Source organism: Curtobacterium sp. SP.BCp (assembly GCF_051903255.1).
Classification (GTDB): Bacteria; Actinomycetota; Actinomycetes; order Actinomycetales; family Microbacteriaceae; genus Curtobacterium.
The window spans coordinates 2710623-2733905 of the sequence record NZ_CP194338.1 but is presented as its reverse complement, the minus strand read 5'-3'; the positions used below and the strand labels follow the sequence as shown (position 1 = coordinate 2733905).

Here is a 23283-nt window from a genome sequence, read left to right as displayed (position 1 = left end):
GCTCGGACGCGGGCGAGCTCGAACGCTGGCTAGCTCAGGACGTCCTTCGTGGCGAACCGGCTGTACGCCAGCGCCCCGAACACGACCACGTAACCGAGCTGCAGCACGGCGTTCGCACCGAACGAGTCGAACGAGATCGGGTCGCGGAGCAGGTCGCCGAACCCGAGCCACTGGTGCGAGAACAGGAACGGGTGCAGCCAGTCGAGCTGCGGCAGCTGGTCGAGCACCTGCGACGCCCCCGCGAGCACGACCGTCGCGGCCATCGCCCCGACCGGGACGCTCGTCAGCGTCGACGCGAACAGGCCGATCGCCGCGAGCCCGAGCATCGACATCGCGACGTACAGCGCGAGCAGCAGGGCCCGACCCGCGTACGACCAGCCGTCGACCTGCGTGCCGGAGAGCAGGGTGACCGGGCCGATCGGGAACAGCAGCGCCCCGATCGCGGCACCGACGAGCACGATGAGGAGCGTCGCCGCGAGGGCGAACGCGACCGTGCCGACGTACTTCACGAGCACGAAGCGCAGGCGACCGGTCGGGGCGACGAGCAGGTAGCGGATGGTCCCGTGGCTCGCCTCGCCCGCGACCGTGTCGCCCGAGACCACCCCGATGGTCAGCGGCAGGAACAGGGGGATCGACACCGTCAGCGCGGTGAACGCGACGAAGAGGCCGTTGTTCGTGATGTCGCCGAGGAACGCCGGCCCGCCGCGGTCCGGGCCCGTGGTGGCGCGGACCGCGACGGCGATGAGGATCGGGACGAGCGCCAGTGCGCCGAGCATCGCCCAGGTGCGGCGTCGGCGGAACAGCAGTCCGAGTTCGGAGCCGAGCAGGGCGAAGGGCCGCCGACGGGCGATCGCGGTGCCGCCGGCGTCCGCGCGGGACGGGGCATCAGGCTGCGACATCGAAGCCCTCCCCGGTGAGTGCGACGAACAGGTCCTCGAGGCTGCCGCCGCCCACGGTGATGCCGCGCACCCGGACGTCGGCCCGGACGAGCTCGGCGGTGACGTCCTCGGCGAGCACGGTGGCCGGGAGGTCCGCGACGAGTACGTCCGCACCGCCCTCGTGTCGCGGCGTGAGCCCGAGGCGCACGAGGACGCTGCCCGCCTGACCGAGGTCCGGCGTGCGGACGGTCAGGGTCCGGACCCCGGCGGACCGCAGCTCGTCGAGCGACCCCTGCGCGACGAGCTTCCCGGCGCGCATCACCCCGGCGTGCGTGCACACCTGCTCGATCTCTGCCAGGAGGTGGCTCGACACGAACACCGTGGTGCCGTCGTCGGCCAGGGACCGGATGAGGTTCCGGACCTCGCGCGTGCCCTGCGGGTCGAGGCCGTTCGTCGGTTCGTCGAGCACGAGCAGGTCTCGTGGCGTCAGGAGTGCGTTCGCGAGCCCGAGCCGCTGCTTCATGCCGAGGGAGTAGGCGTGCGCCTTCTTGTCGGCGGCGTGGGACAGCCCCACCCGGTCGAGCGCCGCTGCCACCCGGGCCTTCCTCGTGCGGGGGTCTGTCGTCGGGTCGGCTGCGTCGAACCGGGACAGGTTTGCCCGGCCGGACAGGTACGGGTACGACGCGGGCCCCTCGACGAGCGCGCCGACGCGGGGCAGGACCTCGTGCAGCGCGTCGGGCATCCGGCGACCGAGGACCTCGATGGTCCCGCCGGTCGCCCCGGTGAGCCCGAGCAGCATCCGGATCGTCGTCGTCTTGCCCGAACCGTTCGGGCCGAGGAACCCGAACACCGCACCACGGGGGACCTCGAGGTCGATGCCGTCGACGGCGTGCTGCTTCCGGAAGACCTTCCGCAGGCCCTCGGTGCGGATCGCGTACCCGTCGGGAGCAGCAGCGTCCGTCACTTGGCCGCGGCCACGAGGGCGGAGACCGGGACCGCGCCCGCGAGCACCCGGCCGTCGCTCGTCAGGTAGACGGACACGAGGGAGGTCTGCACCGCGCGGCCGCCGTCGACCGGGCGGGTCAGCTGGTCGAGCAGCCCGCTCGCGTCGGCGTCCAGCGCCGTGGTGTCGGCCGAGCCGGCGGGCAGCTCGGCGATCGTGTCCCAGCCGGAGCCCGTGGTCGTGACACCCGCCGCGGATCGGTCGTCCGCGCGGTCGTGTCCGCGGTGGTCCGCGTGCTCACGAGACGCGTCCGAGAGGTCCTTCGTGTGCACCTCGGCGCCGCTCGGCGGGGTGAAGTCGAACAGGCGGGCGGCCGGCGCACCGTAGTCGAGGCTCGTGAAGCCGACCTGGAACGCGGGGGAGTCCTGCCCCTTCGCCGACACGGTCACCCGCAGCGGGAGACCGGTCTGCTGGTCGACCACCAGGCGCACGGACCCGACGAGGGAGTCGCTCGACCGCGGCGTGAGCGTGATCGACCAGGCGTCGTGGCCGGCGACCGAGGTGCTCGTCGGCTTCGACACCGTCGTGCTCGGCGTGATCGCGTCGATGGCCTTCCGAGCGAGGTCCGCCGGCGTGGCGGAGCCGTCCTCGGGGGCCGACGCCTTCGCGGGGAGCGTGACGTGCGTCGCCTCCCGCTGCTTCGAGTCCCACGTCCAGACGTCGGAGCCGTTGCGCACGAGGTCCTGCTCGGCGAGCTGGGTGGTCACCTGCACACGCTGTTTGTCCGCACCGTCGACGTACAGGCGCGCGGTGTGCGACGTGGTCAGCATGCTGAGCGCGTCCGATGCGTCGCCCTGCAACGACGAACCGCCCGCCCCGGACGGGAGCTCGGGCAGCCCGAGGTCGCTCGTCTGCTCGACCCTGCCCGAGTACTGCGCGTCGGACGACTTCGCGACGCTCGCGATCACGTCCGCGGCGCTCGGGTCGGACCCCGCGATCGGCGTGGACGCCGCGTTCGCGATCATCGGTGCCGCGACGGCGCCGGCGACGACGACCGGTGCGATGACGGCGGGCAACCAGGCTGACTTCTTCATCGGGATCCCCCTTGGAGGTGCGAGCTGAGCGGTGCGAGCTCGGCGGTGCGTGCGGGACGGCAGCACGGTACGTCCGGCAACCGACAGAACGCTGGGCATCGCCGACCTCCCTAGACTCTGAGCGCGGACGCGGTCCGCGCACGACCTCGAAGGAGACGGCATGCGGGCGGTGCTCGGAGTGGACATCGGCACGTCGAGCACCAAGGCGCTGCTCGCCCGACTCGACGGGACCGTCCTGGCCGAGTCGAGCCGACGGCACGAGGTGGACCGGCCGGAGCAGGGACTCGTCGAGATGGACGGTGACTCCTGGTGGGCGGAGTTCACGGTGCTCACCCGCGAGCTCCTGCGTTCGGTCCCGGACGCCGACGTCGTCGCCGTCGGTGTCAGCGGGATCGGACCGTGCGTCCTCCTGACCGACGCCGACGACCGGCCGTTGCGACCTGCCGTGCTCTACGGCGTGGACACCCGTACGGCGGACATGCTCGACGAGGTGACCGCGGAGCTGGGCGGCCTCGAGACCGTCCGGGCGCGGTGCGGGAGTGCGCTGACCACCCAGGCCGCAGGCGTGAAGCTCGCCTGGCTCGCGCGGAACGAGCCGGCCACCTGGGCGCGGGCCGCACGCTTCACCATGCCGTCGTCCCGGGTCGTCGGCCTGCTGACCGGCGAGTACGTCCTCGACCACCACTCGGCGAGCCAGACGACGCCGCTGTACGACGTCCACGAGAACCGCTGGATCCCGGAGTGGTGCGAGGCCCTCGCGCCCGGCCTCGCCATGCCCCGGCTGGTGTGGTCGGGCGATCGGGCGGGCGTCGTGACCGCCGAGGCCGCGGCGGTGACGGGACTCCCCGTCGGCATCCCGGTGACCGCCGGCGCGATCGATGCCTGGGCGGAGGGGGTGAGCGTCGGCGAAGCCGTGCCCGGGCGCATGTTCCTGCAGTACGGGACGACGATGTTCATGATCGCGCCGACGGCCGCACCGATCGCGGTCCCGGGCATGTGGACGACGGTCGGCACGCGACCGGGGCAGGCGTGCGTGGCTGGCGGCACGGCGACGTCCGGGGCGATCACCGAATGGCTCCGGCGGTTGGTCCACGGCGACTGGGCGACGATGCTCCAGGAGGCCGAGGTCTCGGGGCCGGGCGCGAACGGGCTGCTCATGCTGCCCTACTTCGCAGGAGAGCGGACCCCGATCGCCGACCCGTTCGCCCGCGGGGTGGTTGCCGGCCTGACGGTCCGGCACACCCGCGGCGACCTGTACCGGGCGGCCCTCGAGGCGACGGCGTACGCGGTCCGCCACAACCTCGAGACGCTCGCGGACGCCGACGTCGAGGTCCGGGAACTCGTCGGTGCGGGCGGCGGTCTCCGTGGATCGCTGTGGCCGACGATCGTCTCCGACGTCACCGGCCTGCCGCAGACGGTCCCGAGCACGACGGTCGGTGCCTGCTACGGGTCGGCGTTCCTCGCGGCGGGTCTCGTCACGGACGTCGACATCGCGACGTGGAACCCGCCCGCCGGGATCATCCGACCCGACCCCGAGGCGCACCGCGCGTACGAGGCCGGCTACCGCGACTACCGCGACCTCTACGACGCGACCGCCGCGGTGGTCCACCGGCTGGCCCGGCGGACGGTCCCGCAGCACTGACGGGGCCGCCCGCGGGCGACGCTCAGGAGCGCCGTGACGGGATGATCGAGACCTTGACGCTCGCGCCCGCCGAGTCGCCGACCAGGTCGAGAGCCTGCTGGAAGTCCTCCAGCGCGAACTGGTGGGTGCAGATCTCCGACATGGGCAGCGTCTCGGACTCGAGGAGCTTGATCGCAGCCGGCCAGGTGTGGGGCCCGAGGTGCGCACCACGAACGTCCAGCTCCTTGTCGTCCGAGATGATCGACCAGTCCACCGACACGTTGTCCTTGAAGACCGAGTACTCGACGAAGGTGCCGAGCTTGCGGAGGATGTTGAGCCCCTGCGGCACCGCCGACGGGTGGCCGGTCGCCTCGATGTAGACGTCGGCGCCGTAGCCGTCGGTCAGCTCCTTGACGCGCGCGACGGCGTCCTCCTCGGCGATGTTGATCACGATGTCCGCACCGACCTTGCGCGCGAGCTCGAGCTTCTCCGGGACGACGTCGAGGGCGATGATGCGGAGCGGGTTCTTCTGGCGGGTACCGGCGATCGCGGACAGGCCGATGGGGCCGGCGCCGGCGATGACGACCGTGTCGCCGAACTTGATGTCGCCACGCTCGACGGCGTGGAAAGCGCAGGACAGCGGCTCGGCGAACGCGGCGACCTGACCGGGCAGGTCGCTCGACACGGGGTGCGTGAGCGCCTTGGTCGGGACGAGGACGTACTCGGCCATCGCGCCGTCGTAGCCCTTGAAGCCGAACATGTCGTGGACGTTGCACATCCAGTAGATGCCCTCGAGGCAGTAGCGGCACTCCCAGCAGGGCACGATCTGCTCGCAGGCGATCCGGTCGCCCAGCGACACCTTGCGGGTGGCGAGGGCGTCCTCGTCGCCGGCGACGACCGTCCCGACGAACTCGTGTCCGGGGATCCGGTCGGTCTCCGCCCAGGCCGGCCGGTTCTCGTCACCCCAGAACTTCGCCGCGCCGTGGTAGCACTTCAGGTCCGATGCGCAGATCCCGACCGCGTCGGTGCGGAGGAGCAGCTCGCCGGGTCCGGGTGTCGGGACCGGGCGCTCCTCGAGTCGGTAGTCGCCGGGTCCGTGCACCACGACGGCGCGCATGGTCGCCGGGATGGTCTCGGAGCCGGTGCTCGTGGGGGTCTCGGTCGTCGTGGACATGAGGATCTCCGTGGGTCGAGGTCACGCCGCGTCGTCGCGGCGAGGGCGACACTACGCGACGCAGAACAAAAGTCAAGAACAAGATTTCTGGCGCCTGTCCACCCGGTCCGAACCGGATCTGTCCGGCGCGTCCACTTGCAGAAATTTCGTTACGCACATAATTTCTGCTTTGCACCACGCTGGTGGTGCCGGTCCGGGTGAGCGGATCGACGCAACGGAGCGAACCACGAGGAGCACGCGATGACGCGAGCCGACCACAGGACCCGGCGACCCGACGCGGCCCGGGCCGCCACCGGCCTCCCGGGCCGCCGCACGGACCGAGCCGTCCGCGACGGGGCCGACCGATGACCGCCGCCGGCGCGGTCCAGCCCACACGGAACCGTCGGGTCACCAGGCGGATCGTGCTGGTCGCGGTCGTCCTCGTCGTCGTCGTCGCCATGGCGCTGTCCGTCAAGGTGGTCGGCAAGGGCTCGACGGTCGGCGCCGGCCCGGCCGCGTTCTCGGCCTCGGCATGGGGGAAGACCAACTTCCCGAAGGTGCAGGCGGCGATCGCGAAGCGCGCCGTGCCCGCGACCGAGCTCGCGCCCGCGATCATCGCCGACCCCACCGCCGCGGCGAAGAAGTACGGCGTCGACGCCGGCACCGGACCGGAGTTCGCGACCACCTTCACCGGGACCGTCGGCGCCCCGCAGGACGGCATCTACCCGGTCACGGTGTCCGGTCTCCCGAGTGGGCTGCTGGTCCGCATCCAGACCGGTCCCGCCATCAACGGCACGGACCTCCGCGACGCACCGGGGACGATCGAGTTCGGCCAGTTCACCAACCAGATCGACTACCAGAACGCGGGCGCGGCCCTCAACGACCAGCTGAAGAAGCAGGTGCTCGCCGAGGTCGACACGGGGTCGCTGCAGGGCAAGAAGGTCACCGTCACCGGCGCGTTCCAGCTGATCAACCCGAAGGGCTGGCTCGTCACGCCGTCGGCGCTGGAGGTGCAGGGATGAGCGGCGACGGCGCGATCGGCACGGTCGTCCTCGAGGCGACCGACGTCGTGAAGACGTACGGTGCGACCCGGGCGCTCAAGGGGGTGGCGTTCGCGGTGCACCGCGGGCAGGTCACCACGCTGTTCGGGGAGAACGGCGCGGGCAAGTCGACGCTCATGAAGATCCTGTCCGGCGTCGAGCAGCCCACCTCCGGCACCCTCACGCTGCACGGCGAGCCGGTGTCCTTCGTGGACACCGTGGACGCCCGCGAGCACGGCATCTCGATCATCCACCAGGAGCTGAGCCTGGCGCCGAACCTCACGGTCCGCGACAACATCTTCATGGGGCGTGAGCTGCGTGGGCCCTCCGGGGTCGACTACGCCGAGGAGGCCCGACAGGCCGCGGCGGTGCTCGCGGAGCTCGGGGAGGACATCGACCCGCTCACCCTGGTGTCCGACCTGCGCCTCGGGCAGCAGCAGCTCGTCGAGATCGCCCGGGCGCTCTCGGTCGACGCGCGGATCCTCATCATGGACGAGCCGACCAGTGCGCTCTCGGCGTCCGAGGTCGAGGTGCTCTTCGAGGTCGTCCGCGACCTCAAGGCCCGTGGTGTGTCGATCGTCTACATCTCGCACCACCTCGAGGAGGCCCTCGAGATCACCGACCACGCCGTGGTGCTCCGGGACGGGGCGGTCACTGCGACGGCCCGGCGTGCGGACATCGACCTCGAATGGGTGGTCCGCGCCATGGTCGGCGAGGGGTTCGACCTCGGTTCGCCGCCCACCGGGTACGAGTTCGGCGCACCTGCGCTCGCGATCGAGGACGTCGTGGTCGCCGACCCGGACGTGCCGGGGCGGAACGTCGTCGACCACGTGTCGCTGTCGGTCCGGAAGGGTGAGATCGTCTGCATCTACGGCCTCATGGGTGCTGGCCGGACCGAGCTGCTCGAGGCCGTCGCCGGACGCACGCCCGTCGACGGCGGCGCGATCCGCAAGGGCGACCGCGACCTCGCCGGGCTGTCCATCGCCGAACGGATCGACGCTGGCCTCGGTCTCGTGCCGGAGGACCGACAGCGTGACGGGCTCGTGCAGACGATGACCGTCGGCTCGAACATGTCGCTGGCGTCCATCGGCGCCTTCGTGCGCGGGCTCTTCCTGTCCGGTCGCCGCGAGGTCGACCTCGTCACCGACTCGATCCAGACCGTCCACGTGAAGACGGCCGGCGGCGGCGCCATGATCGGCTCGCTCAGCGGAGGGAACCAGCAGAAGGTCGTCATCGGCAAGATGCTCGCGACCGACCCGGACGTCATCCTGCTCGACGAACCGAGCCGGGGCATCGACATCGGTGCCAAGGCCGAGGTGTTCCGGCTGCTCGCCGAGCGCGCCCGTCAGGGCCTCGCCGTCGTCTACACCACCTCAGAGGTCGGCGAGTGCCTGAGCATCGCCCACCGCATCGTCGTCATGAGCCGTGGGCGGATCGCCGCCGAGTTCGGTTCGGACGTGACCAAGGAAGCGATCATGGCCGCCTCGGGCGAAGCCGTGGTCGCGTGACCGCCAGGAACGGAACAGCAATGACCACCACGACCGCCGGTCAGCGGCGCCCCGCCCTCTTCGCCGACGGGTTCAGCGTCGGACGCCTCCTGCTGCAGGGGCGGGCCTACTTCGCCCTCGTCGTCATCATCGTCGTCTTCTCGATCCTGTCGCCGAACTACTTCACGGTGAGCAACCTCCTCACGATGTCGTCGCACGTCGCCGTGTACGCCATCCTCGCGCTCGGCATGCTCCTGGTCATCCTCAACGGCGGCATCGACCTGTCCGTCGGCTCCACGCTCGGCTTCTCGGGGGTGATCGCCGGGTTCCTCATGAAAGGGGTCGCGATCAGCGGGGTCACGCTCTACCCGAAGGTCTGGGTCGTGGTCGTGCTCGCCTGTGCGTCCGGGGCGCTCATCGGCCTCGTCAACGGGGTGCTCGTCGCGCGGTTCAAGGTCGCGCCGTTCGTGGCCACCCTCGGCATGCTGTACGTCGTCCGCGGCATCGGCCTCCTGATGACGAACGGCCTGACCTACAACAACCTCGAGGGGAACGCCGCGCTCGGCAACACCGGGTTCGACTGGCTCGGCTTCAACCGACTGCTCGGGCTCCCGATCGGTGTGATCGTGATGATCGTCGCCGCCGTGGTCGGATCGCTGCTCCTCAACCGCACCGTCTTCGGCCGCTGGCTGTACGCCTCGGGCGGCAACGAACGCGCCGCGGAGCTGTCCGGTGTGCCGGTGAAGCGCGTGAAGATCCGCGTGTACGTCCTCTCGGGCCTGTGCGCCGCGATCGCCGGACTCATCCTGTCGTCCGAGCTCACGAGCGCCAGTCCCACGGCCGGCAGCTCGTACGAACTGACCGCGATCGCGGCGGTCGTCATCGGCGGCGCGGCGTTGTCCGGCGGTGTCGGCAACGTCCGCGGCACGCTGCTCGGTGCGTTCGTCATCGGGTTCCTGTCCGACGGACTCGTCATCATCGGCGTCTCCGCCTACTGGCAGACCGTCTTCACCGGCGCCGTCATCGTGTTCGCCGTCCTCCTCAACGCGGTCCAGTACAAGCGACGTCCGGCACGCGCCGGCGGTGCAGCGGGACCCCGACAGACCTCTCCCACCGACACCGAGCCCCCGGCGGTCGTCGGCGAGAAGACAGCCGTCTGACCCTCCCGTCACACGGTCCACAGCGAAAGGAAACCCACCATGAACCGCAAGCTCGCAACGGTGCTCGCAGCGGGAGTCGGACTGAGCCTGGTCCTGACGGGCTGCTCCGCCGGCGGTGCCGCGTCCGGCGGCAACGGCTCGTCCAAGAAGGGCGGCCTCATCTCCATCATCGTGAACGACCCGTCGAACCCGTACTGGAAGACGGAGGGCGACGTCGCGTCGGCCGAGGCGAAGTCGCTCGGCTACAAGTCGAACGTGTCGGCGTCGAAGGGCGACACCAACACCGAGAGCAACCTCATCGACACCGCGATCACGAACAAGTCGGTCGCGATCATCCTCGACCCGGCCAACGCGAGCGGGTCGATCGGTGCCGTGAAGAAGGCGGACGCCGCCGGCATCCCGGTGTTCCTCGTGAACGCGGAGATCAACCAGGCCGGACTCGCGAAGGCCCAGCTCGTCTCGAACAACGCCCAGGGCGCAGCCATCGGCGCGCAGCAGTGGGTGAAGTCGGTCGGGGACTCCGGCAACTACGCGGAGCTGTTCGGCGCGCCGTCGGACAACAACGCCCAGACCCGGTCCAACGGGTACAAGACCGTCCTCTCCCAGTACCCGGACCTCAAGGAGGTCGCCAAGCAGGTCGCGAACTGGGACCGGACGCAGGGCCACGACAAGACCCAGTCGATCCTCCAGGCCAACCCCGACATCAAGGGCATCATCTCCGGCAACGACGAGATGGCGCTGGGTGCGATCGCGGCCCTCAAGGAGGCCGGGAAGCTCGACCAGGTCAAGGTCGGCGGCTTCGACGGTTCGCCGGACGCGGTCGACGCCGTGAAGGCGGGCGAGCTGCAGTACACCGTGCTCCAGCCGGTGGCGACGTTCGCCAAGAAGGCCGTGCAGGAGGCCGACGAGTACCTCCGCACGGGCAAGACCGGCGCGGCGCAGGAGAAGCAGGCGTTCGACTGCGTGCTCATCACCAAGGAGAACGCGGACAAGGTGACCTCGCCGTTCACCCTCTCCGAGTGACGCGTCCCTGACCGCGGACGACGGCCCCGGTCCCGCACCCAGTGGTGCGGGCCGGGGCCGTCGCACGTTGTGCCCCGGCCGAGCAGGTGACGCAGCGGCGCGGCGGCTGCTGACGGACCGCGCGAGTCGACCGTCGACACCACGAAGGACCGGCCGCAGCGATCCCCTGTCGCTGCGGCCGGTCCTGGTCGGTCGGTCCTCCCGTGGTCGGTCCTCAGCCGGCGGCGGACGCCCCCGCGTCGATGCCCGAGGGCGACGAGCCGTCGTACCCGCAGATGGCGGCGACCTTCTCCGCGCTCGCCGACGTCGGGTCGAACTCGTAGCCGAGCCATTCCCGCACCAGGCGTCGGGCGAGCTCGACGCCGATCACGCGCTGGCCCAGGCACAGCACCTGCGCGTCGTTCGAGAGCACCGAGCGCTCGACGCTGAAGGAGTCGTGCGCCGTCACCGCACGGATCCCCGGCACCTTGTTCGCGCTGATCGCGACCCCGAGCCCGGTGCCGCACACCAGGACCGCCCGGTCCGCGCGGCCGTCCGCGACCATCCTGGCCGCGTCCACGGCCACGTGCGGGTACGCGGTGTGCCCGTCCGCGTCGACGCCGACGTCCTCGACGGACGCCACCCGGTCGTCGGCGAGCAGGTCGCGCTTGATGATCTCCTTGTAGTCGTACCCGGCATCGTCCGAGCCGATCACGAGTCGGTGGGTCATGCGTGTGTTCCTTCCTGTTGCTCCGTACGGTCAGCGCGGTCGGCGAGCACCTCGCCCACGCGCGTGAGGATCAATCCCATGGACGTCGCGCCGGCGTCGGGCGTGCCGACGCTCTTCTCCGCGAGCGGCCGCGCCCGTCCGACGCGGGGGCGCAGGTCGGCGGTGGCGGCTGCCTCGGCGACGGCGACCGCTGCGGCCGCGCGCCACGCGGTCGCGGTGTCCTTCCCGTCCGCGACGCCCTCTCGGAGGGCGTCGACGAAGGGGAGCAGGGCGTCGAGGAGCGTCTTGTCGCCACGTGCTGCGCGGCCGAGGTGCACGATCGCGTCGGCGAAGGCCTGCGCCGCGTCCACGACGTCCGCGGGGCGGTACTCGTCGCGGTCGTCGCGCAGCGACCGACCGAACGCCTCGAGCGCCGCTCCCCAGAGGACCCCGGAGGTCCCGCCCGCGAACTCGGCCCACGCGTCACCGGCGCGTCCGAGGACGAAGGCGACCCCTGCCTCCCGGTCGATCCGTTCGACGGCCCGGCGGGCCGCACCCGAACCCTTGACCATGCCGCGGCCGTGGTCGCCGTCGCCGGCGACGGCGTCGATGCGACCGAGCTCCTCCTCGTGCTCGCGGAGCAGCGCGTCGACCGCGTCGAACGCGGCGCGCGCTGTCGCAGCGGCCTGCCGGGAGGCGGTGGTCGCGTCCGGCACCTCGGTCGCCTCCGCCGCGGCGTCCTCCACCGCGTCGGCCGCGACGAGCGCGGCGACCGGGGCCGCCACCTTGCGGTACGCCGGCGTGTAGGCGTCCGCACGCCAGTACCGCTCGAGCTCGTCGTCGAGCCACTGCAGGGTCAGCGAGCAGCCGCCCATGTCCAGGCTGGTGACGAGCTCGCCGACCTCGGGCTCGACGACCTCGAGGCCGGCTTCGGTCAGCAGCGGGAGCACCCGGCCCCAGAGCAGGAAGAGCTCCTCGTACTTGGTGTCCCCGAGCCCGTTCAGGATCGGGGCGACGCGGGTCGTGGACCCGGGCCGCTCGGTCAGCAGCCGCTCGACGAGCAGCGTCGCGAGCTCGCGCGCCGGCAACAGGGGGACGTCCTCGATGCCCGGCTCGCCGTGGATGCCGAGTCCGAGCCCGAGGTGGCCCTCGGGGACGGTGAAGAGCGGTTCGCCGCCGCCCGGCATCGTGCAGCCCGAGAACGCGACGCCGATGGTCCGGGTGGCGGCGTTGGCGGCGTTGCCGACGCGCTCGACCTCGTCCAACGACGCCCCGGCGGCCGCGGCGGCCCCCATCGCCTTGAAGACCGAGAAGTCACCGGCGATGCCGCGGCGCTGCGACGGCTCGTCGGCGCTGGCGACGTCGTCGGTCACGACCACGATGCGCGTCGGGATGCCCTCGGCGTTGAGGCGCTCGGCCGCGATCCCGAAGTTCATCACGTCACCGGCGTAGTTCCCGAACGTGAGCACGACGCCTCTGCCCTGGTCGGCGGCCTTCGCGACCGCGTACACCTGTGCGGTCGACGGCGAGGTGAAGACGTTGCCGACGACCGCGCCGGTGGCGAAGCCCGGGCCGACCACCCCGCAGAAGGCCGGGTAGTGTCCGGAGCCGCCGCCGACGACGACGGCGACCTGCGGATCCGCGTCCGCGGTCGGCAGCGTCACGACGCCGCCGTGGACGGCACGGACGCGATCGGCGTAGAGGGCGGTCCAGCCTGCCAGCTGGTCCTCGGCGAAGTCCTCGGGGTCGTCGTGGATGGTCGTCATCGTGGTGGAGTCCTGTCAGTGGTGGTCGATGGGGGACCGAGCGGCGACGGGACGGCCGCCGCCGCCCGGGGTCAGTGGGTCCGGTCGCCCTGTGGGACGCGCAGGAAGTGGATCATCACGAACGCGCAGGCGTACAGGCCGACGAAGGTCCACGTGACCGCCTGGCCGCCGCCGCCGAGTGCGAACACCGCCGCGACGACGCCGGTGCCGAGGAACGCAGCGCCGCCGGCCGCCGTCGTGTACATCGCCATCGCGGCGCCCTTGTGGTCCGGGGCGAGCGCGGGCATGATCGCGCCCATCGGCACGAAGCCGGCGAGGAGGCAGCCGAACACGCAGCCGGCGACGACGGAGAGCACGTAGCCCCAGTCCGACCCGGCGGGCACGAGCTGCGGCACGTACCACCACGCGACGAGGCCCGTCGCGGACCCGACGATGCCGAACCACTTGACGGTGCGCTGCCAGCCGATGCGGTCGCCGACCCACCCGAACAGGGCGTTCACGAGGATGTTGGTGGCGTAGACGCAGACGGTCATGAGGAGCCAGCGGCCCTGGCCCCAGCCACGGTCCTGGGCGATCACGGCGGGCAGGACGACGAACATCCCGAACTCCGGGGCGGTGTTGATCAACCGGACGAGGAAGCCCATCAGGACCTTCGGCCGGGTCACGGTGAGGCGCACACCGCTCGTCAGGACACGCCAGGTGCTCTCGCCCTCCGGGGCGATCCGGCTGAACCCGTTCGGGAGCCGGACGCCGAAGAGCATGACGAGGAAGCCGATCAGGACGAGCCCGACGGAGGCGATCATCGCGCCGGTCTCTCCGCCGGTACCACCGCCGAACAGCGGGATCGCGCCGATGGCGAAGAGCGACCCGAGCGTGGGCAACCCGCCGGTGAACGCCACGTAGAACCAGCCGACGGCGGAGCCGTTCCGTTCGACGGGCGTGGTGATGTTCACCCAGACCAGGAACGCGAACGCGAACAGCGGGTAGCCGAACCCGCGGAGCGCGTACGACACCGCTGCGAAGGGGACGCTCCCGACGGCGAGGGCGATGAGGAACAGCACCTCGAAGACCACCCAGACGGCGAACCCGAGCACCATCACCCGACGCGGCCCGACGAGGTCGGACAGGGCGCCGGACACGTAGGAACCGATGAGTGCCGCGAGGCTGTAGAACGTCACGATGGTCGCGACGGTCGTCTCGGGGCTGCCGAGCACGGCGACTATGTGCGGTGTGATGAAGTTCGACTCGACGCCGTTGCCCGTCATGAAGACGAGGACCGCGACGAATCCGAGCGCGAGCGGCCTCGGGATGCCCATCCGGTCCAGTCGACCCTCGGTGCGCTGCGGTGTGCGCGCGCTCGTCGCACGCTGTGTCGTCGTCGACATCCTCGACTCCCGTGTCCTGGTGGTCTGCGATCGCTCTCGACCATACACCGGTGGAACGTTTGTCCAGAACACAATTTCACCAATCCGCACCAGTGCGCTGCGACCCGCCGCTGGTACCGGCCGGGCTCGGTGGGGCCGGGGATACGATCACGGTGTCCGCGCGAACCGATCGCTCGTCGACCGGGGTCGGCGACGCTCCGAAAGGCGATGCCACATGTCCTCCGACACCCCCGCCGCACCGACGGAGGCCGGACGCTCGCGGTTCCCGCTCGACACCGTGTACCAGGCGGCGCGGATGTACTACCTCGAGGACGCCACACAGGTCGAGATCGCGGCTCGACTCGGCGTCTCCCGGCCGACCGTCAGTCGGCTCGTCGCCGAGGCCCGCCGAGCGGGCCTCGTCCGCATCGAGGTCGTCGACCCCTTCCAGGACGAGACCGTCGCCCTCGCGGAGCGCCTGCAGGTCGTGCTCGGGCTGCAGGCCGTGCACCTCGCCGCGGTCACCCACCCCGCGACCCTCGGCGTCGACCTCGCCGGACCGGTCGCCACGGCCTTCGAGGGCATGGGGCTCGCTCCCGGGGACGCCGTGCTGATGTCGTCCGGTCGGACCGTCTACGACGTGGCCCAGGCAGGGATGCCCCGGTTGTCCGGCGTCCAGCTCGTCCCGACCGTCGGCGGTCAGGCGGATCCGATGCCGTGGTTCCAGACGAACGAGATCACGCGGACGGCGGCCGAGCACTCCGGGGCGATCCCCGCGTTCCTGTTCGCCCAGGCGATCCCGTCACCCGCGATGCGTGCGACCCTCGACGAGGACCCGGCGTTCCAGCACGTCGTCGGTCTCTGGGGGAGTGCGAAGGGTGCGGTGCTCGGGATCGGTGCTCCGACGGCCACCCGGGACGCGATCGCCAGGGGCATCCCCGTCGAGGACGCGGCGTTCGACCTCGCCGCGGGCGACGTGTGCCTGAACTTCTTCGCCGCGGACGGGTCCGCGATCGAGTTCCCGGGCAGCGATCGCATGGTCCGGACCTCGCGCGAGGTGCTGGCGGCCGTCCCGCACGCCGTCGGCGTCGCGGTCGGCGAGGCGAAGGTCGCGAGCATCATCGGTGCGGTCCGCGGGCGGCTCGTCAACGAGCTCGTGACGGACGCGCCGACGGCGCGCGCCCTCCTCGACGCGCTCGCCTGATCGGCGCGCGCCCGTCCGGCGGCGCACGCGGGGTGGTGACCGGCCGGTCGACGCGGCCGTCGCCGCTCACGCGCCACGTGCCTCCAGGCCGGGAGGCACGGGTCGACTACGACCTGCGCCGCACGTCCCAGAGGTGGTGCACCGGGTCGTGCGCGAAGTAGGTCGCGAGGGTCGCGACCGTGAACGCGCTGCCGTCCGAGCGCAGCCCGGTCCGGTCGAGGTCCGCGTCACGGACCGCCGCGAACGCCTCGGCCGCGCGCCGGCCGGCATCGACGAGCTCGTGGGCGACCGTCGCCGGGTCCTGCGCGGCGTAGTCGTCCTCCACCGCGGTGGCGTCCTGGTCCCAGTTCGGGAACGTCGGTTCGTCCTGCTCGAGCACGAGCGCGAGCCGCTCGGTCATCTTCCGGTGCACGTCGCGGACGTGCGCGGCGTACTCGAGCGGCGACCACGTGCGGTCGTCGGGGCGGACGCGGACGTCCTCGCGCTCCAGGACTGCGGGCCAAGCGGCCGTGTTCTCCGTGATGATGCCGGGGACGTCGCGGACGGACACCGCGCGGCCGTCGAAGCCGCACTCGGGGCACGTCGCGGTGATGACCCACGTCCAGTTCTTCGTCTCGGGTTCGATCGCCACGACCGAACGTTACCGGGTCGTGATTCAGGTTCCGCGGATCCGCACAGGGGCGGGGATGCGGCGGCGACCCCGGTCCGGGTGACACGCCGTTCCCTGTGAATGCCCACACAGTGACATGTCGGTGGCTCGGTAACGTCGCTGGCTGTCCAACCGACCCCCGCGGCCCGTCCGGCCGCTCGACGGCCCTGCCGTCCCCGAGAGAGGAACCGATGGGATCCGACCCCAGCAGTACCGAGCAGCGACGTCGACTCCGTGTGAGCGACGTCACCGTGGTCGACAAGAGCATGATGCGCCGAGCCGTCGGCGGCATGGTGGTCGGCAACACGATGGAGTGGTACGACGTCGGGGTGTACGGGTACCTCGCCGTCACGATGGGGAAGGTCTTCCTGCCGACCGCGGAGCCCGCGGTGCAGGTCCTCTTCAGCCTCGGCGTGTTCGCGGCGACGTACATCGCCCGGCCGCTCGGGGGGATCGTGTTCGGGCGTCTGGGGGACCGGCTCGGTCGGCAGCGCGTGCTCGCGACGACGCTCATCCTGATGGCGACCTCGACGTTCCTCATCGGTGCGCTCCCCGCCTACGCGACCATCGGTGCCCTCGCGCCCGTCGTCCTCGTCGTGCTCAAGCTCCTGCAGGGCTTCTCGACCGGTGGTGAGTACGCCGGCGCCACGACCTTCGTGACCGAGTACGCCCCGGACCGCCGCCGTGGGTTCTTCGCGAGCATCCTCGACTTCGGCAGCTACATGGGCTTCGCGCTCGGCGCCACGGTGGTGACCGTGCTCCAGCTCACGCTGGGCGACGCCACGATGACGGCCTGGGGCTGGCGCGTGCCGTTCCTGCTCGCCGGGGTCATCGGCGTCGTGGCGATCTACTTCCGCCTGCGCATCGAGGAGTCGCCCGTGTTCCAAGCCACCCAGGCTGCGCAGGAGGCCTCGGCCGAAGCCCGCGCCGATGCGACGGGTGCCCGTCCGACCAGCGTGTGGGCCATGGTGCGCGACCACTGGCGTCCGATCCTCATCGCGATCATGCTCGTCGCGGCCTCGAACACGGTCGGGTACGCGCTGACCTCGTACATGCCGACGTACCTGACCGACTCGCTCGGCTACTCGGCGCTGAACGGCACGCTCCTCACCATCCCCGTCCTCGTGCTCCTGGCGGTCATGCTCCCGCTCACCGGTCGGCTCTCGGACCGCCTGGGCCGACGGGTCGTGATGTGGATCGGGGCCGCGACCACCGTGGTCCTCGTCGTGCCGGCGTTCCTCCTCATCGCGCACGGTGCACAGTGGTCGACGCTGCTCGGCCTCGCCCTGCTGGCGCTCATGACCGCCCTGTGGGTCTCGAACCAGGCCGCCTCGCTGCCCGCCTTGTTCCCGACCTCGACCCGCTACGGCGCGATGGGCTTCGCGTACAACATCGCGATCGCGGTCTTCGGCGGGACGACCCCGCTGATCGTGCAGGCGCTGCTGACCTGGACGGGCGACCAGCTCGCGCCGGCGTACTTCCTCATGGCGATGAGCGCGCTCGGGGCCGTCGGGGTGTTCTGCATGAAGGAGTCGTCGCAGCGGCCGCTCCCGGGTTCGATGCCCGCGGTCGAGACGGAGGCCGAGGCGCGCGAGCTCGTGCAGACGCAGGACACGAACCCGAACCTCGACCTCGGGGACCTGCCGTTCGCGGCCGCGGACGCCCTGCGCGAGGAGCCTGCAGCGCCCGCTCGCTGAGGCTGTCGGGCGCGCGCGCCCCGGCCGGACCCAGGGGGTCCTGTCGGGGCGCACATGCATGTGTGCTCGGCGGCGTGCCGGTCGTGCTCGTTCGGGAGCTGGTCGTGCCGGTCGTGCTCGGGTGGGCGCCGCTTTCGGACGGTCGTGCGCGCTCGGGTGCCGCTGTCGGACGACAGAACCGTTGTCGTGCGACGTCGGCGGTGTCGTTCGTTGCGGGTGCGGGCAGATGGGCGATCGAGGAAGCGACAGATCCGTTGTCGTGCGACGACGGCGGTGTCGTTCGTTGCGGGCGCGGGCAGATGGGCGACCGAGGAAGCGACAGAACCGTTGTCGTGCGACGACCGTGGTGTCGTTCGTTGCGGGCGCGGGCAGATGGGCGACCGAGGAAGCGACAGAACCGTTGTCGCACGACGACGGCGGTGTCGTTCAGCAGCTGCGGTCGCCCACCCCGGCCGCGCCCACCCCGGCCGCACCCGCCCCGGCCGCACAAACCCCGGCCCGGCCCGGCCGGAACAAGCCCCGCCCCGTCGGCCGCACTGACCGGCCGCAGCGATCTGCGGGCCGTCCGCCGTGCACGCGACCGGTCAGTCGCCGTGGTGACCGTGTGACGGGTCGAGCGCCGGCCAGACCGGGAACGGGTCCGCCCACGTGCGCCACAGGTCCGGCCCTGCCAGGAGCTCTGACGGCGTCAGCAGCGCACGGTCGAGCGCCCGCTCGATCCCGGGGACGTCGAGCCGTTCGCCGACGAACCAGATCGCCTGTCCGATGGGCGCGTCGGGGTCCCACGAGGCGTTCGCCGTCGGGTCGAGCGCAAGCATCGCACCGAGGCTCGACCACGAGCCGACGTGGTCGGGTCGTGAGGCGAGCCGGAAGAAGCCCTTCGAGCGCAGCACGCGTCCGTTCACCCCCGGCGCGAGGTCCTGCTCGATCGTCGTGGCCAGGCGTCCCGGGTGGAACGGGAGCGGCTCCCGGTAGCGGAGCGTGACGAGGTCGTCGTGCTCGTCCCGGCCGTGGTCGGCGGCTCCCGACAGGCCTCGCATCCACCCGGCGCCCGACGCGAGGAACCGCGCGGCACCGCCGTTCGACACCGGCAGGTCGCGCGGCCCGCGGACGGCCGGCCCGGCGAGCACCACGGCGTTCGGGGCCAGTCGGTGGAGCAGCGACACCAGGGCACGACGTCGACGTCCGGACAGGGGCTCGATGCGGTCGAGCACGACGACCGTGGCGTACTCGACGAGCGACGCGATCCGGTCGGCGGCGACGAACGCGTCGTCGACGTCGCCCCACAGCAGCCGCGCGACGTCGTCGGCGCGCAGCACGGACACGACGTGTCGCAGGATCCGGTCGTCGCCGTGCTCGGCGCGTGCCGCGTTCGCGAGCATCATCCCCACGGCCCGGACGTCGGTGCCGGGGGCGAGACTGACGACGAGTCCGTGGTCGGCGTCCGGCCCACACAGCCGGTCCAGACGGTCGGCGCGCTCCGCCACCGCTCGCGCGACCGACACGGCGTCCCCGCCGAGGTGCATCCGGTGTCCGGTGTCGATCCGCGCGGCCGTGTCGACGGCGTCGGCGACGTGGAGGGCGGAGACGAGCGTGATCGAGGCGACGAGCATGTGGGTTAATCTACATGAGAATCGTTACCAACAAGGAGGCTCCCGATGAAGGTCCGCAACTCGCTCAAGGCACTGAAGAAGATCCCCGGCTCGCAGGTGGTGCGCCGCCGGGGCCGCGTCTACGTCATCAACAAGCAGAACCCGCGGTGGAACACCCGGCAGGGCTGACACCGGCGCCCGTCCGTAGGGTGGCACCATGCGACTGCTGCTCATCCGCCACGGCCAGACCCCCGCGAACGTGCACGGCATCCTCGACGCCGAGGTGCCCGGCCCCGGACTCACCGACCTCGGGCGGCAGCAGGCCGAGGCGCTCCCGGCGGCACTCGCCGACCGCGGCATCGAGCGGCTCTTCGTCTCGACGATGGTCCGGACGCAACTGACCGCGGCACCGCTCGCCGCCGCGCTCGGCCTCGAGCCCGAGGTGCTGGACGGCCTCCGCGAGATCGAGGCCGGGGACACCCAGGGCAAGAGCGACAAGGTGTCCGTGCAGACCTACATCGCGACCGTGCACGGATGGTCGCAGGGCGACCGCGAGAGCCGCATGCCCGGCGCGGAGAGCGGCACCGAGTTCTTCGCGCGCTACGAGGACGCGGTCCGCCGGATCGAGTCGTCCGGGGTCGAGGTCGCGGCGGCGGTCAGCCACGGCGCCGCCATCCGGACGTGGGCGAGCGCGGTCGCGCAGAACACGCCGGACGAGTTCGGCACGAAGCGGCACCTGGAGAACACCGGGATCGTCGAGCTCGAGGGCTCGTTCGACGACGGCTGGCGCCTGGTCGACTGGGAGGGCGAGCCCGTCGGCGGCGAGGACCTCATCGACCGGAGTGCGCAGGACCCGACGGGCGAGCGCTTCTGACGGACGCGCCGCGCGACGCGACGACGGACTGGCGCGCCCCGCTGGTTGGCAACGCGAAGCGTTGCGCGGGGCGCGCCGACCGAGCCTGCGAGGGAGGGGGTACCAGCTGGTACCGGGCCTCCAGTCCGTTCTGTGGTCGCGTGGACTACGCGGGCTGCGCCGCCGTGTGCAGCGGCACGATGACGCCGTGCGATTCACGCAGCACGTCGAGCGTGCGCTGCACCTCGTCGCCGCGCTCCTCCGCGGTCCAGCCGAGGGTGTCGGCGAGGACGTCGGCGAGCTCGTCGAGCAGGTCGATCGTGACCCCGCCCACGAACGCGAGGTTCGTGCGACGCAGCACCACGTCGACCAGGTGCACGGCCTGCTCGTGCTCGGCGAAGTACGCGACCTCCGCACGGGTGAGCTTCGGGTCGGACTCGAGCGGCTCGACCGGGCCGTCGGTGAGGACGTCCACGACCTCAGCGGCGCGGGTGCCGTAACGCTCGAGCAGGCCCTCGACGAGGCCGGCGTCGAGGCCGTCACGGTGCGACTTCACCCAGAGGGCGCGCTGCGCGTCGGTGGTCGGGAAGTCCTTGCCGCCGCCGATCGGCATGCCGGTGGTGTCGACCTTCCGGGCGACGCCGAGCTTGGTCGTGGCCTCGGTGGAGAGGTGCGCGGCGAGGGCACGGAACGTCGTCCACTTGCCGCCGACGAGCGACAGCACGGTCGACGAGGGCAGGCCGGCGATCGGGGTGTCGACGATCCGGTAGTCGCGGGACACGAAGCCGGGGGCGGTGTCCTCGTGGCGGGGGAGCGGGCGGATGCCCGAGTACCGGTACACGATGTGGTCTCGGGTGAGCTCGATCTGCGGGAAGACGTGCTTGACGAGGCCGAAGAAGTAGTCGACCTCCTCCTCGGTGCAGACGGCCGGCTGCGACGGGTCGGCGTCGATGTCGGTCGTGCCGATGAGGACCCGGCCCTTGAGCGGGTAGATGAGCACGATGCGGCCGTCGTTGTTCTCGAAGAACAGCTCGCGGCCCTTGGTGGCCTCGAGGAGCTCGTCGTTGTGCACGACGATGTGGGAGCCCTTCGTGCCGCCCATGAACTTCGTCTCGCCGCCGAACGCCTCGTTGGTGAGGTCGGTCCAGGGGCCGGAGGCGTTGATCACGACGTCGGCGGTGAAGGTGAACTCCGAACCGGTCTCCCGGTCGCGGAGCAGGACGCCGCCGTCGCGGGTCCCGGCGGCCTCGACGTAGTTGACCGCGCGGGCCGTCGCTGCCGAGCCCGTCCCGGTACCCGCGGCGAGGCCGTCCTTGAGGACGTCGAGCGCGAGGCGCTCCGGCTCGTGCACGGAGGCGTCGTAGTAGGTGCCCGTGTACTTGAGGTCCTTGTTGAGCGCCGGCATGTCCGCGAGGGCCGCCTTCTTCGTGAGGAAGCGGTGCTTCGGCACCGAACCGCCGTCGCGCGAGAACGAGTCGTAGATCGTCATGCCGATCTTGATGAGCGCTGCGCCGCGCTCCTTCGTCGAGCGCTGCTTGTGCGTGAGCATCCGCAGCGGGGCGTTCATGATGCCGGAGAACGTCGAGAAGATCGGCATCGTCGTCTGCAGCGGCTTGACGTAGTGCGGGGCGATGCGGATGAGGCCGTTGCGCTCCTGCACGCTCTCGCGGACGAGGCGGAACTCGCCGTTCTCGAGGTAGCGGATGCCGCCGTGGATCATGTGGCTCGAGGCGGCCGAGGCGCCGCTCGCGTAGTCGCCGCGCTCGACGAGCGCGACGTCGACACCCTGCAGGGCGAGGTCGCGGAAGGTGGCGATGCCGTTGATGCCACCACCGACGATGAGGACCTGGGCGTTGGGGCGCTCCGTGAGGGCGCTCACCGTGTTCCGGGGCTGCGTCTTCTTCGACATGTGTCGCTTCCTTGGTCGATCGGTTGGTTCGGGATCGATGGTGCTCCTGGGTGGGAGGCTGGGCAACTTGCGTGCACGAACGTGCAGCACACCTGTCGTGGTCGCTCCCGACCCGGCCGGGAGGCGCGACAGGGGTTGCAGAGGCCGTGCACGTCCGTGCATGGTTGCGGTGCAACAGATCGGAGCACCATGAGCGATGCCGCCCAGCCCGTGCGCACCCAGCAGGCGCTGCGCGCCGCGCACCTGTACTACCTGCAGGACCTCACGATGGACGCCATCGCGGACGAGCTCGGGACGTCCCGGTCGTCGGTGTCGCGGCTGCTGAAGTACGCGCGGGACACCGGTCTGGTGGACATCCAGATCCGGTCGCCCCTCGACCAGGCGGCCGCGCTCAGTCGGTCGATCCGGTCCCGCTTCGGGGTGCACGCGCACGTCGTCCCGGTGCCCGACCACACGAGCGACGTCGACCGTCTGGAGCGGGTCGCGCTGTCCGCCGCCCGGATCCTCACGCAGTACATCGACTCGAACATGGTCATCGGCATCTCGTGGGGTTCGACGGTGAGCGCGGTCAGCCGGTACCTCGTGCCGAAGACGACGCACGGGTCGACGATCGTGCAGGTGAACGGCGCCGCGAACACCCGCACGACGGGCATCGTCTACGCGTCCGAGATCCTCCGCAGGTTCGGGGAGGCGTACGGCGCCTTCGTGCAGCAGTTCCCGGTGCCGGCGTTCTTCGACGACCCCGCGACGAAGGAGATGCTGTTCAAGGAGCGGTCGATCCGCCGCGTGCTCGACCTGCACGAGCGCATGGACCTCGTCGTCTTCGGCGTCGGTGCGCCGCAGGCCCCGGTGCCGTCGCACGTGTACTCCGGCGGCTACCTCGACCCGGCGGACCAACAGGAGCTCGTGCGCGCCAAGGTCGTCGGCGACGTCTCGACCGTGTTCTACCGGGCGGACGGCTCGTGGAAGGACATCGGCGTCAACGCGCGGGCCGGCGGACCGGACCTCGACACGATCAAGCACGCGCCGCGGCGGGTGTGCGTCGTGGCCGGTCGGTCGAAGGCCGCCTCGCTCCGTGGCGCCCTGGCGGCGGGCCTCGTGACGGACCTCATCATCGACGAGAGCATCGGGCAGGCCATCCTGCAGCCGTGACACCGCCGCG

General features: G+C 71.4%; 20 protein-coding genes. 10 read left to right on the top strand and 10 right to left on the bottom strand.

The genetic code is table 11. The features are described from left to right. Positions 1–29: 29 nt before the first annotated feature. The 3 genes from ACRQ4C_RS12940 to ACRQ4C_RS12930 are packed head-to-tail and all read right to left on the bottom strand — an operon-like array spanning position 30 to position 2915. Positions 30–899, bottom strand: coding sequence for an ABC transporter permease (locus ACRQ4C_RS12940; protein ID WP_439688904.1), 870 nt, complete (start codon positions 897–899; stop codon positions 30–32). Continuing rightward, a complete protein-coding gene (locus ACRQ4C_RS12935; protein ID WP_439688903.1) occupies positions 886–1842 on the bottom strand; it encodes an ABC transporter ATP-binding protein in 957 nt (318 codons plus the stop codon). The genes ACRQ4C_RS12940 and ACRQ4C_RS12935 overlap by 14 nt, the downstream gene beginning before the upstream one ends. Further along, positions 1839–2915, bottom strand: a complete 1077-nt coding sequence (locus ACRQ4C_RS12930) for a LolA family protein (protein ID WP_439688902.1) — start codon at positions 2913–2915, stop codon at positions 1839–1841. Before ACRQ4C_RS12930 ends, ACRQ4C_RS12935 begins: the two co-directional genes overlap by 4 nt. 160 nt (positions 2916–3075) lie before the next feature. Here ACRQ4C_RS12930 and ACRQ4C_RS12925 point away from each other — a divergent pair, with 160 nt between their 5' ends. Next, positions 3076–4557, top strand: coding sequence for an FGGY-family carbohydrate kinase (locus ACRQ4C_RS12925; RefSeq protein WP_439688901.1), 1482 nt, complete (start codon positions 3076–3078; stop codon positions 4555–4557). A 22-nt stretch (positions 4558–4579) separates the two neighbouring features. On the opposite strand, the gene ACRQ4C_RS12920 is transcribed toward ACRQ4C_RS12925, so the two are convergent. Then, a complete protein-coding gene (locus ACRQ4C_RS12920) occupies positions 4580–5710 on the bottom strand; it encodes a zinc-binding dehydrogenase (protein ID WP_439688900.1) in 1131 nt (376 codons plus the stop codon). Positions 5711–6054: 344 nt separating this feature from the next. On the opposite strand from ACRQ4C_RS12920, the gene ACRQ4C_RS12915 reads away from it, so the two are divergent. From ACRQ4C_RS12915 to ACRQ4C_RS12900, 4 genes are read left to right on the top strand one after another with little or no spacing between them, the layout of a single operon-like run. Further along, on the top strand, positions 6055–6711 hold the full coding sequence (locus ACRQ4C_RS12915) for a DUF2291 family protein (protein ID WP_439688899.1): 657 nt from the start codon (positions 6055–6057) through the stop codon (positions 6709–6711). Next, positions 6708–8237, top strand: a complete 1530-nt coding sequence (locus ACRQ4C_RS12910) for a sugar ABC transporter ATP-binding protein (RefSeq protein ID WP_439688898.1) — start codon at positions 6708–6710, stop codon at positions 8235–8237. Before ACRQ4C_RS12915 ends, ACRQ4C_RS12910 begins: the two co-directional genes overlap by 4 nt. 20 nt (positions 8238–8257) lie before the next feature. Continuing rightward, positions 8258–9376, top strand: coding sequence for an ABC transporter permease (locus tag ACRQ4C_RS12905; RefSeq protein WP_439688897.1), 1119 nt, complete (start codon positions 8258–8260; stop codon positions 9374–9376). A gap of 39 nt (positions 9377–9415) precedes the next feature. Continuing rightward, a complete protein-coding gene (locus tag ACRQ4C_RS12900; protein ID WP_058727237.1) occupies positions 9416–10399 on the top strand; it encodes a D-ribose ABC transporter substrate-binding protein in 984 nt (327 codons plus the stop codon). A 214-nt stretch (positions 10400–10613) separates the two neighbouring features. Here ACRQ4C_RS12900 and ACRQ4C_RS12895 read toward each other — a convergent pair whose 3' ends face one another. The 3 genes from ACRQ4C_RS12895 to ACRQ4C_RS12885 all read right to left on the bottom strand — a co-directional run bounded on the left by ACRQ4C_RS12895 (position 10614) and on the right by ACRQ4C_RS12885 (position 14238). Further along, positions 10614–11108, bottom strand: a complete 495-nt coding sequence (locus tag ACRQ4C_RS12895; RefSeq protein ID WP_439688896.1) for a ribose-5-phosphate isomerase — start codon at positions 11106–11108, stop codon at positions 10614–10616. After that, positions 11105–12853, bottom strand: coding sequence for a dihydroxyacetone kinase family protein (locus ACRQ4C_RS12890; RefSeq protein WP_439688895.1), 1749 nt, complete (start codon positions 12851–12853; stop codon positions 11105–11107). The genes ACRQ4C_RS12895 and ACRQ4C_RS12890 overlap by 4 nt, the downstream gene beginning before the upstream one ends. Before the next feature lie 71 nt (positions 12854–12924). Next, positions 12925–14238: an RbtT/DalT/CsbX family MFS transporter gene (locus tag ACRQ4C_RS12885; protein WP_439688894.1), complete on the bottom strand. Its 1314-nt coding sequence runs from the start codon at positions 14236–14238 to the stop codon at positions 12925–12927. A 214-nt stretch (positions 14239–14452) separates the two neighbouring features. On the opposite strand from ACRQ4C_RS12885, the gene ACRQ4C_RS12880 reads away from it, so the two are divergent. After that, on the top strand, positions 14453–15421 hold the full coding sequence (locus ACRQ4C_RS12880; RefSeq protein ID WP_439688893.1) for a sugar-binding transcriptional regulator: 969 nt from the start codon (positions 14453–14455) through the stop codon (positions 15419–15421). A 106-nt stretch (positions 15422–15527) separates the two neighbouring features. On the opposite strand, the gene ACRQ4C_RS12875 is transcribed toward ACRQ4C_RS12880, so the two are convergent. Further along, the gene (locus ACRQ4C_RS12875; protein WP_439688892.1) at positions 15528–16052 is read right to left on the bottom strand and encodes a DinB family protein; all 525 of its coding nucleotides are present in this window, start codon (positions 16050–16052) and stop codon (positions 15528–15530) included. A 209-nt stretch (positions 16053–16261) separates the two neighbouring features. On the opposite strand from ACRQ4C_RS12875, the gene ACRQ4C_RS12870 reads away from it, so the two are divergent. Continuing rightward, positions 16262–17767: an MFS transporter gene (locus ACRQ4C_RS12870; RefSeq protein ID WP_439688891.1), complete on the top strand. Its 1506-nt coding sequence runs from the start codon at positions 16262–16264 to the stop codon at positions 17765–17767. 584 nt (positions 17768–18351) lie between these two features. Here the strand turns inward: ACRQ4C_RS12870 and ACRQ4C_RS12865 are convergent. After that, positions 18352–19380 (bottom strand): GTP-binding protein, encoded by a 1029-nt coding sequence (locus tag ACRQ4C_RS12865; protein ID WP_439688890.1) that lies wholly within the window; start codon positions 19378–19380, stop codon positions 18352–18354. A gap of 45 nt (positions 19381–19425) precedes the next feature. Here ACRQ4C_RS12865 and ykgO point away from each other — a divergent pair, with 45 nt between their 5' ends. Further along, positions 19426–19548 (top strand): type B 50S ribosomal protein L36, encoded by a 123-nt coding sequence (gene ykgO, locus ACRQ4C_RS12860; protein WP_022905672.1) that lies wholly within the window; start codon positions 19426–19428, stop codon positions 19546–19548. A gap of 28 nt (positions 19549–19576) precedes the next feature. Next, positions 19577–20233: a histidine phosphatase family protein gene (locus ACRQ4C_RS12855; protein WP_439688889.1), complete on the top strand. Its 657-nt coding sequence runs from the start codon at positions 19577–19579 to the stop codon at positions 20231–20233. A 145-nt stretch (positions 20234–20378) separates the two neighbouring features. On the opposite strand, the gene ACRQ4C_RS12850 is transcribed toward ACRQ4C_RS12855, so the two are convergent. Further along, positions 20379–22121, bottom strand: coding sequence for an FAD-dependent oxidoreductase (locus ACRQ4C_RS12850; protein ID WP_439688888.1), 1743 nt, complete (start codon positions 22119–22121; stop codon positions 20379–20381). A gap of 189 nt (positions 22122–22310) precedes the next feature. Between ACRQ4C_RS12850 and ACRQ4C_RS12845 the strand changes: the two genes are divergently transcribed. Then, on the top strand, positions 22311–23273 hold the full coding sequence (locus tag ACRQ4C_RS12845) for a sugar-binding transcriptional regulator (RefSeq protein ID WP_290131092.1): 963 nt from the start codon (positions 22311–22313) through the stop codon (positions 23271–23273). Positions 23274–23283 lie beyond the last annotated feature (10 nt).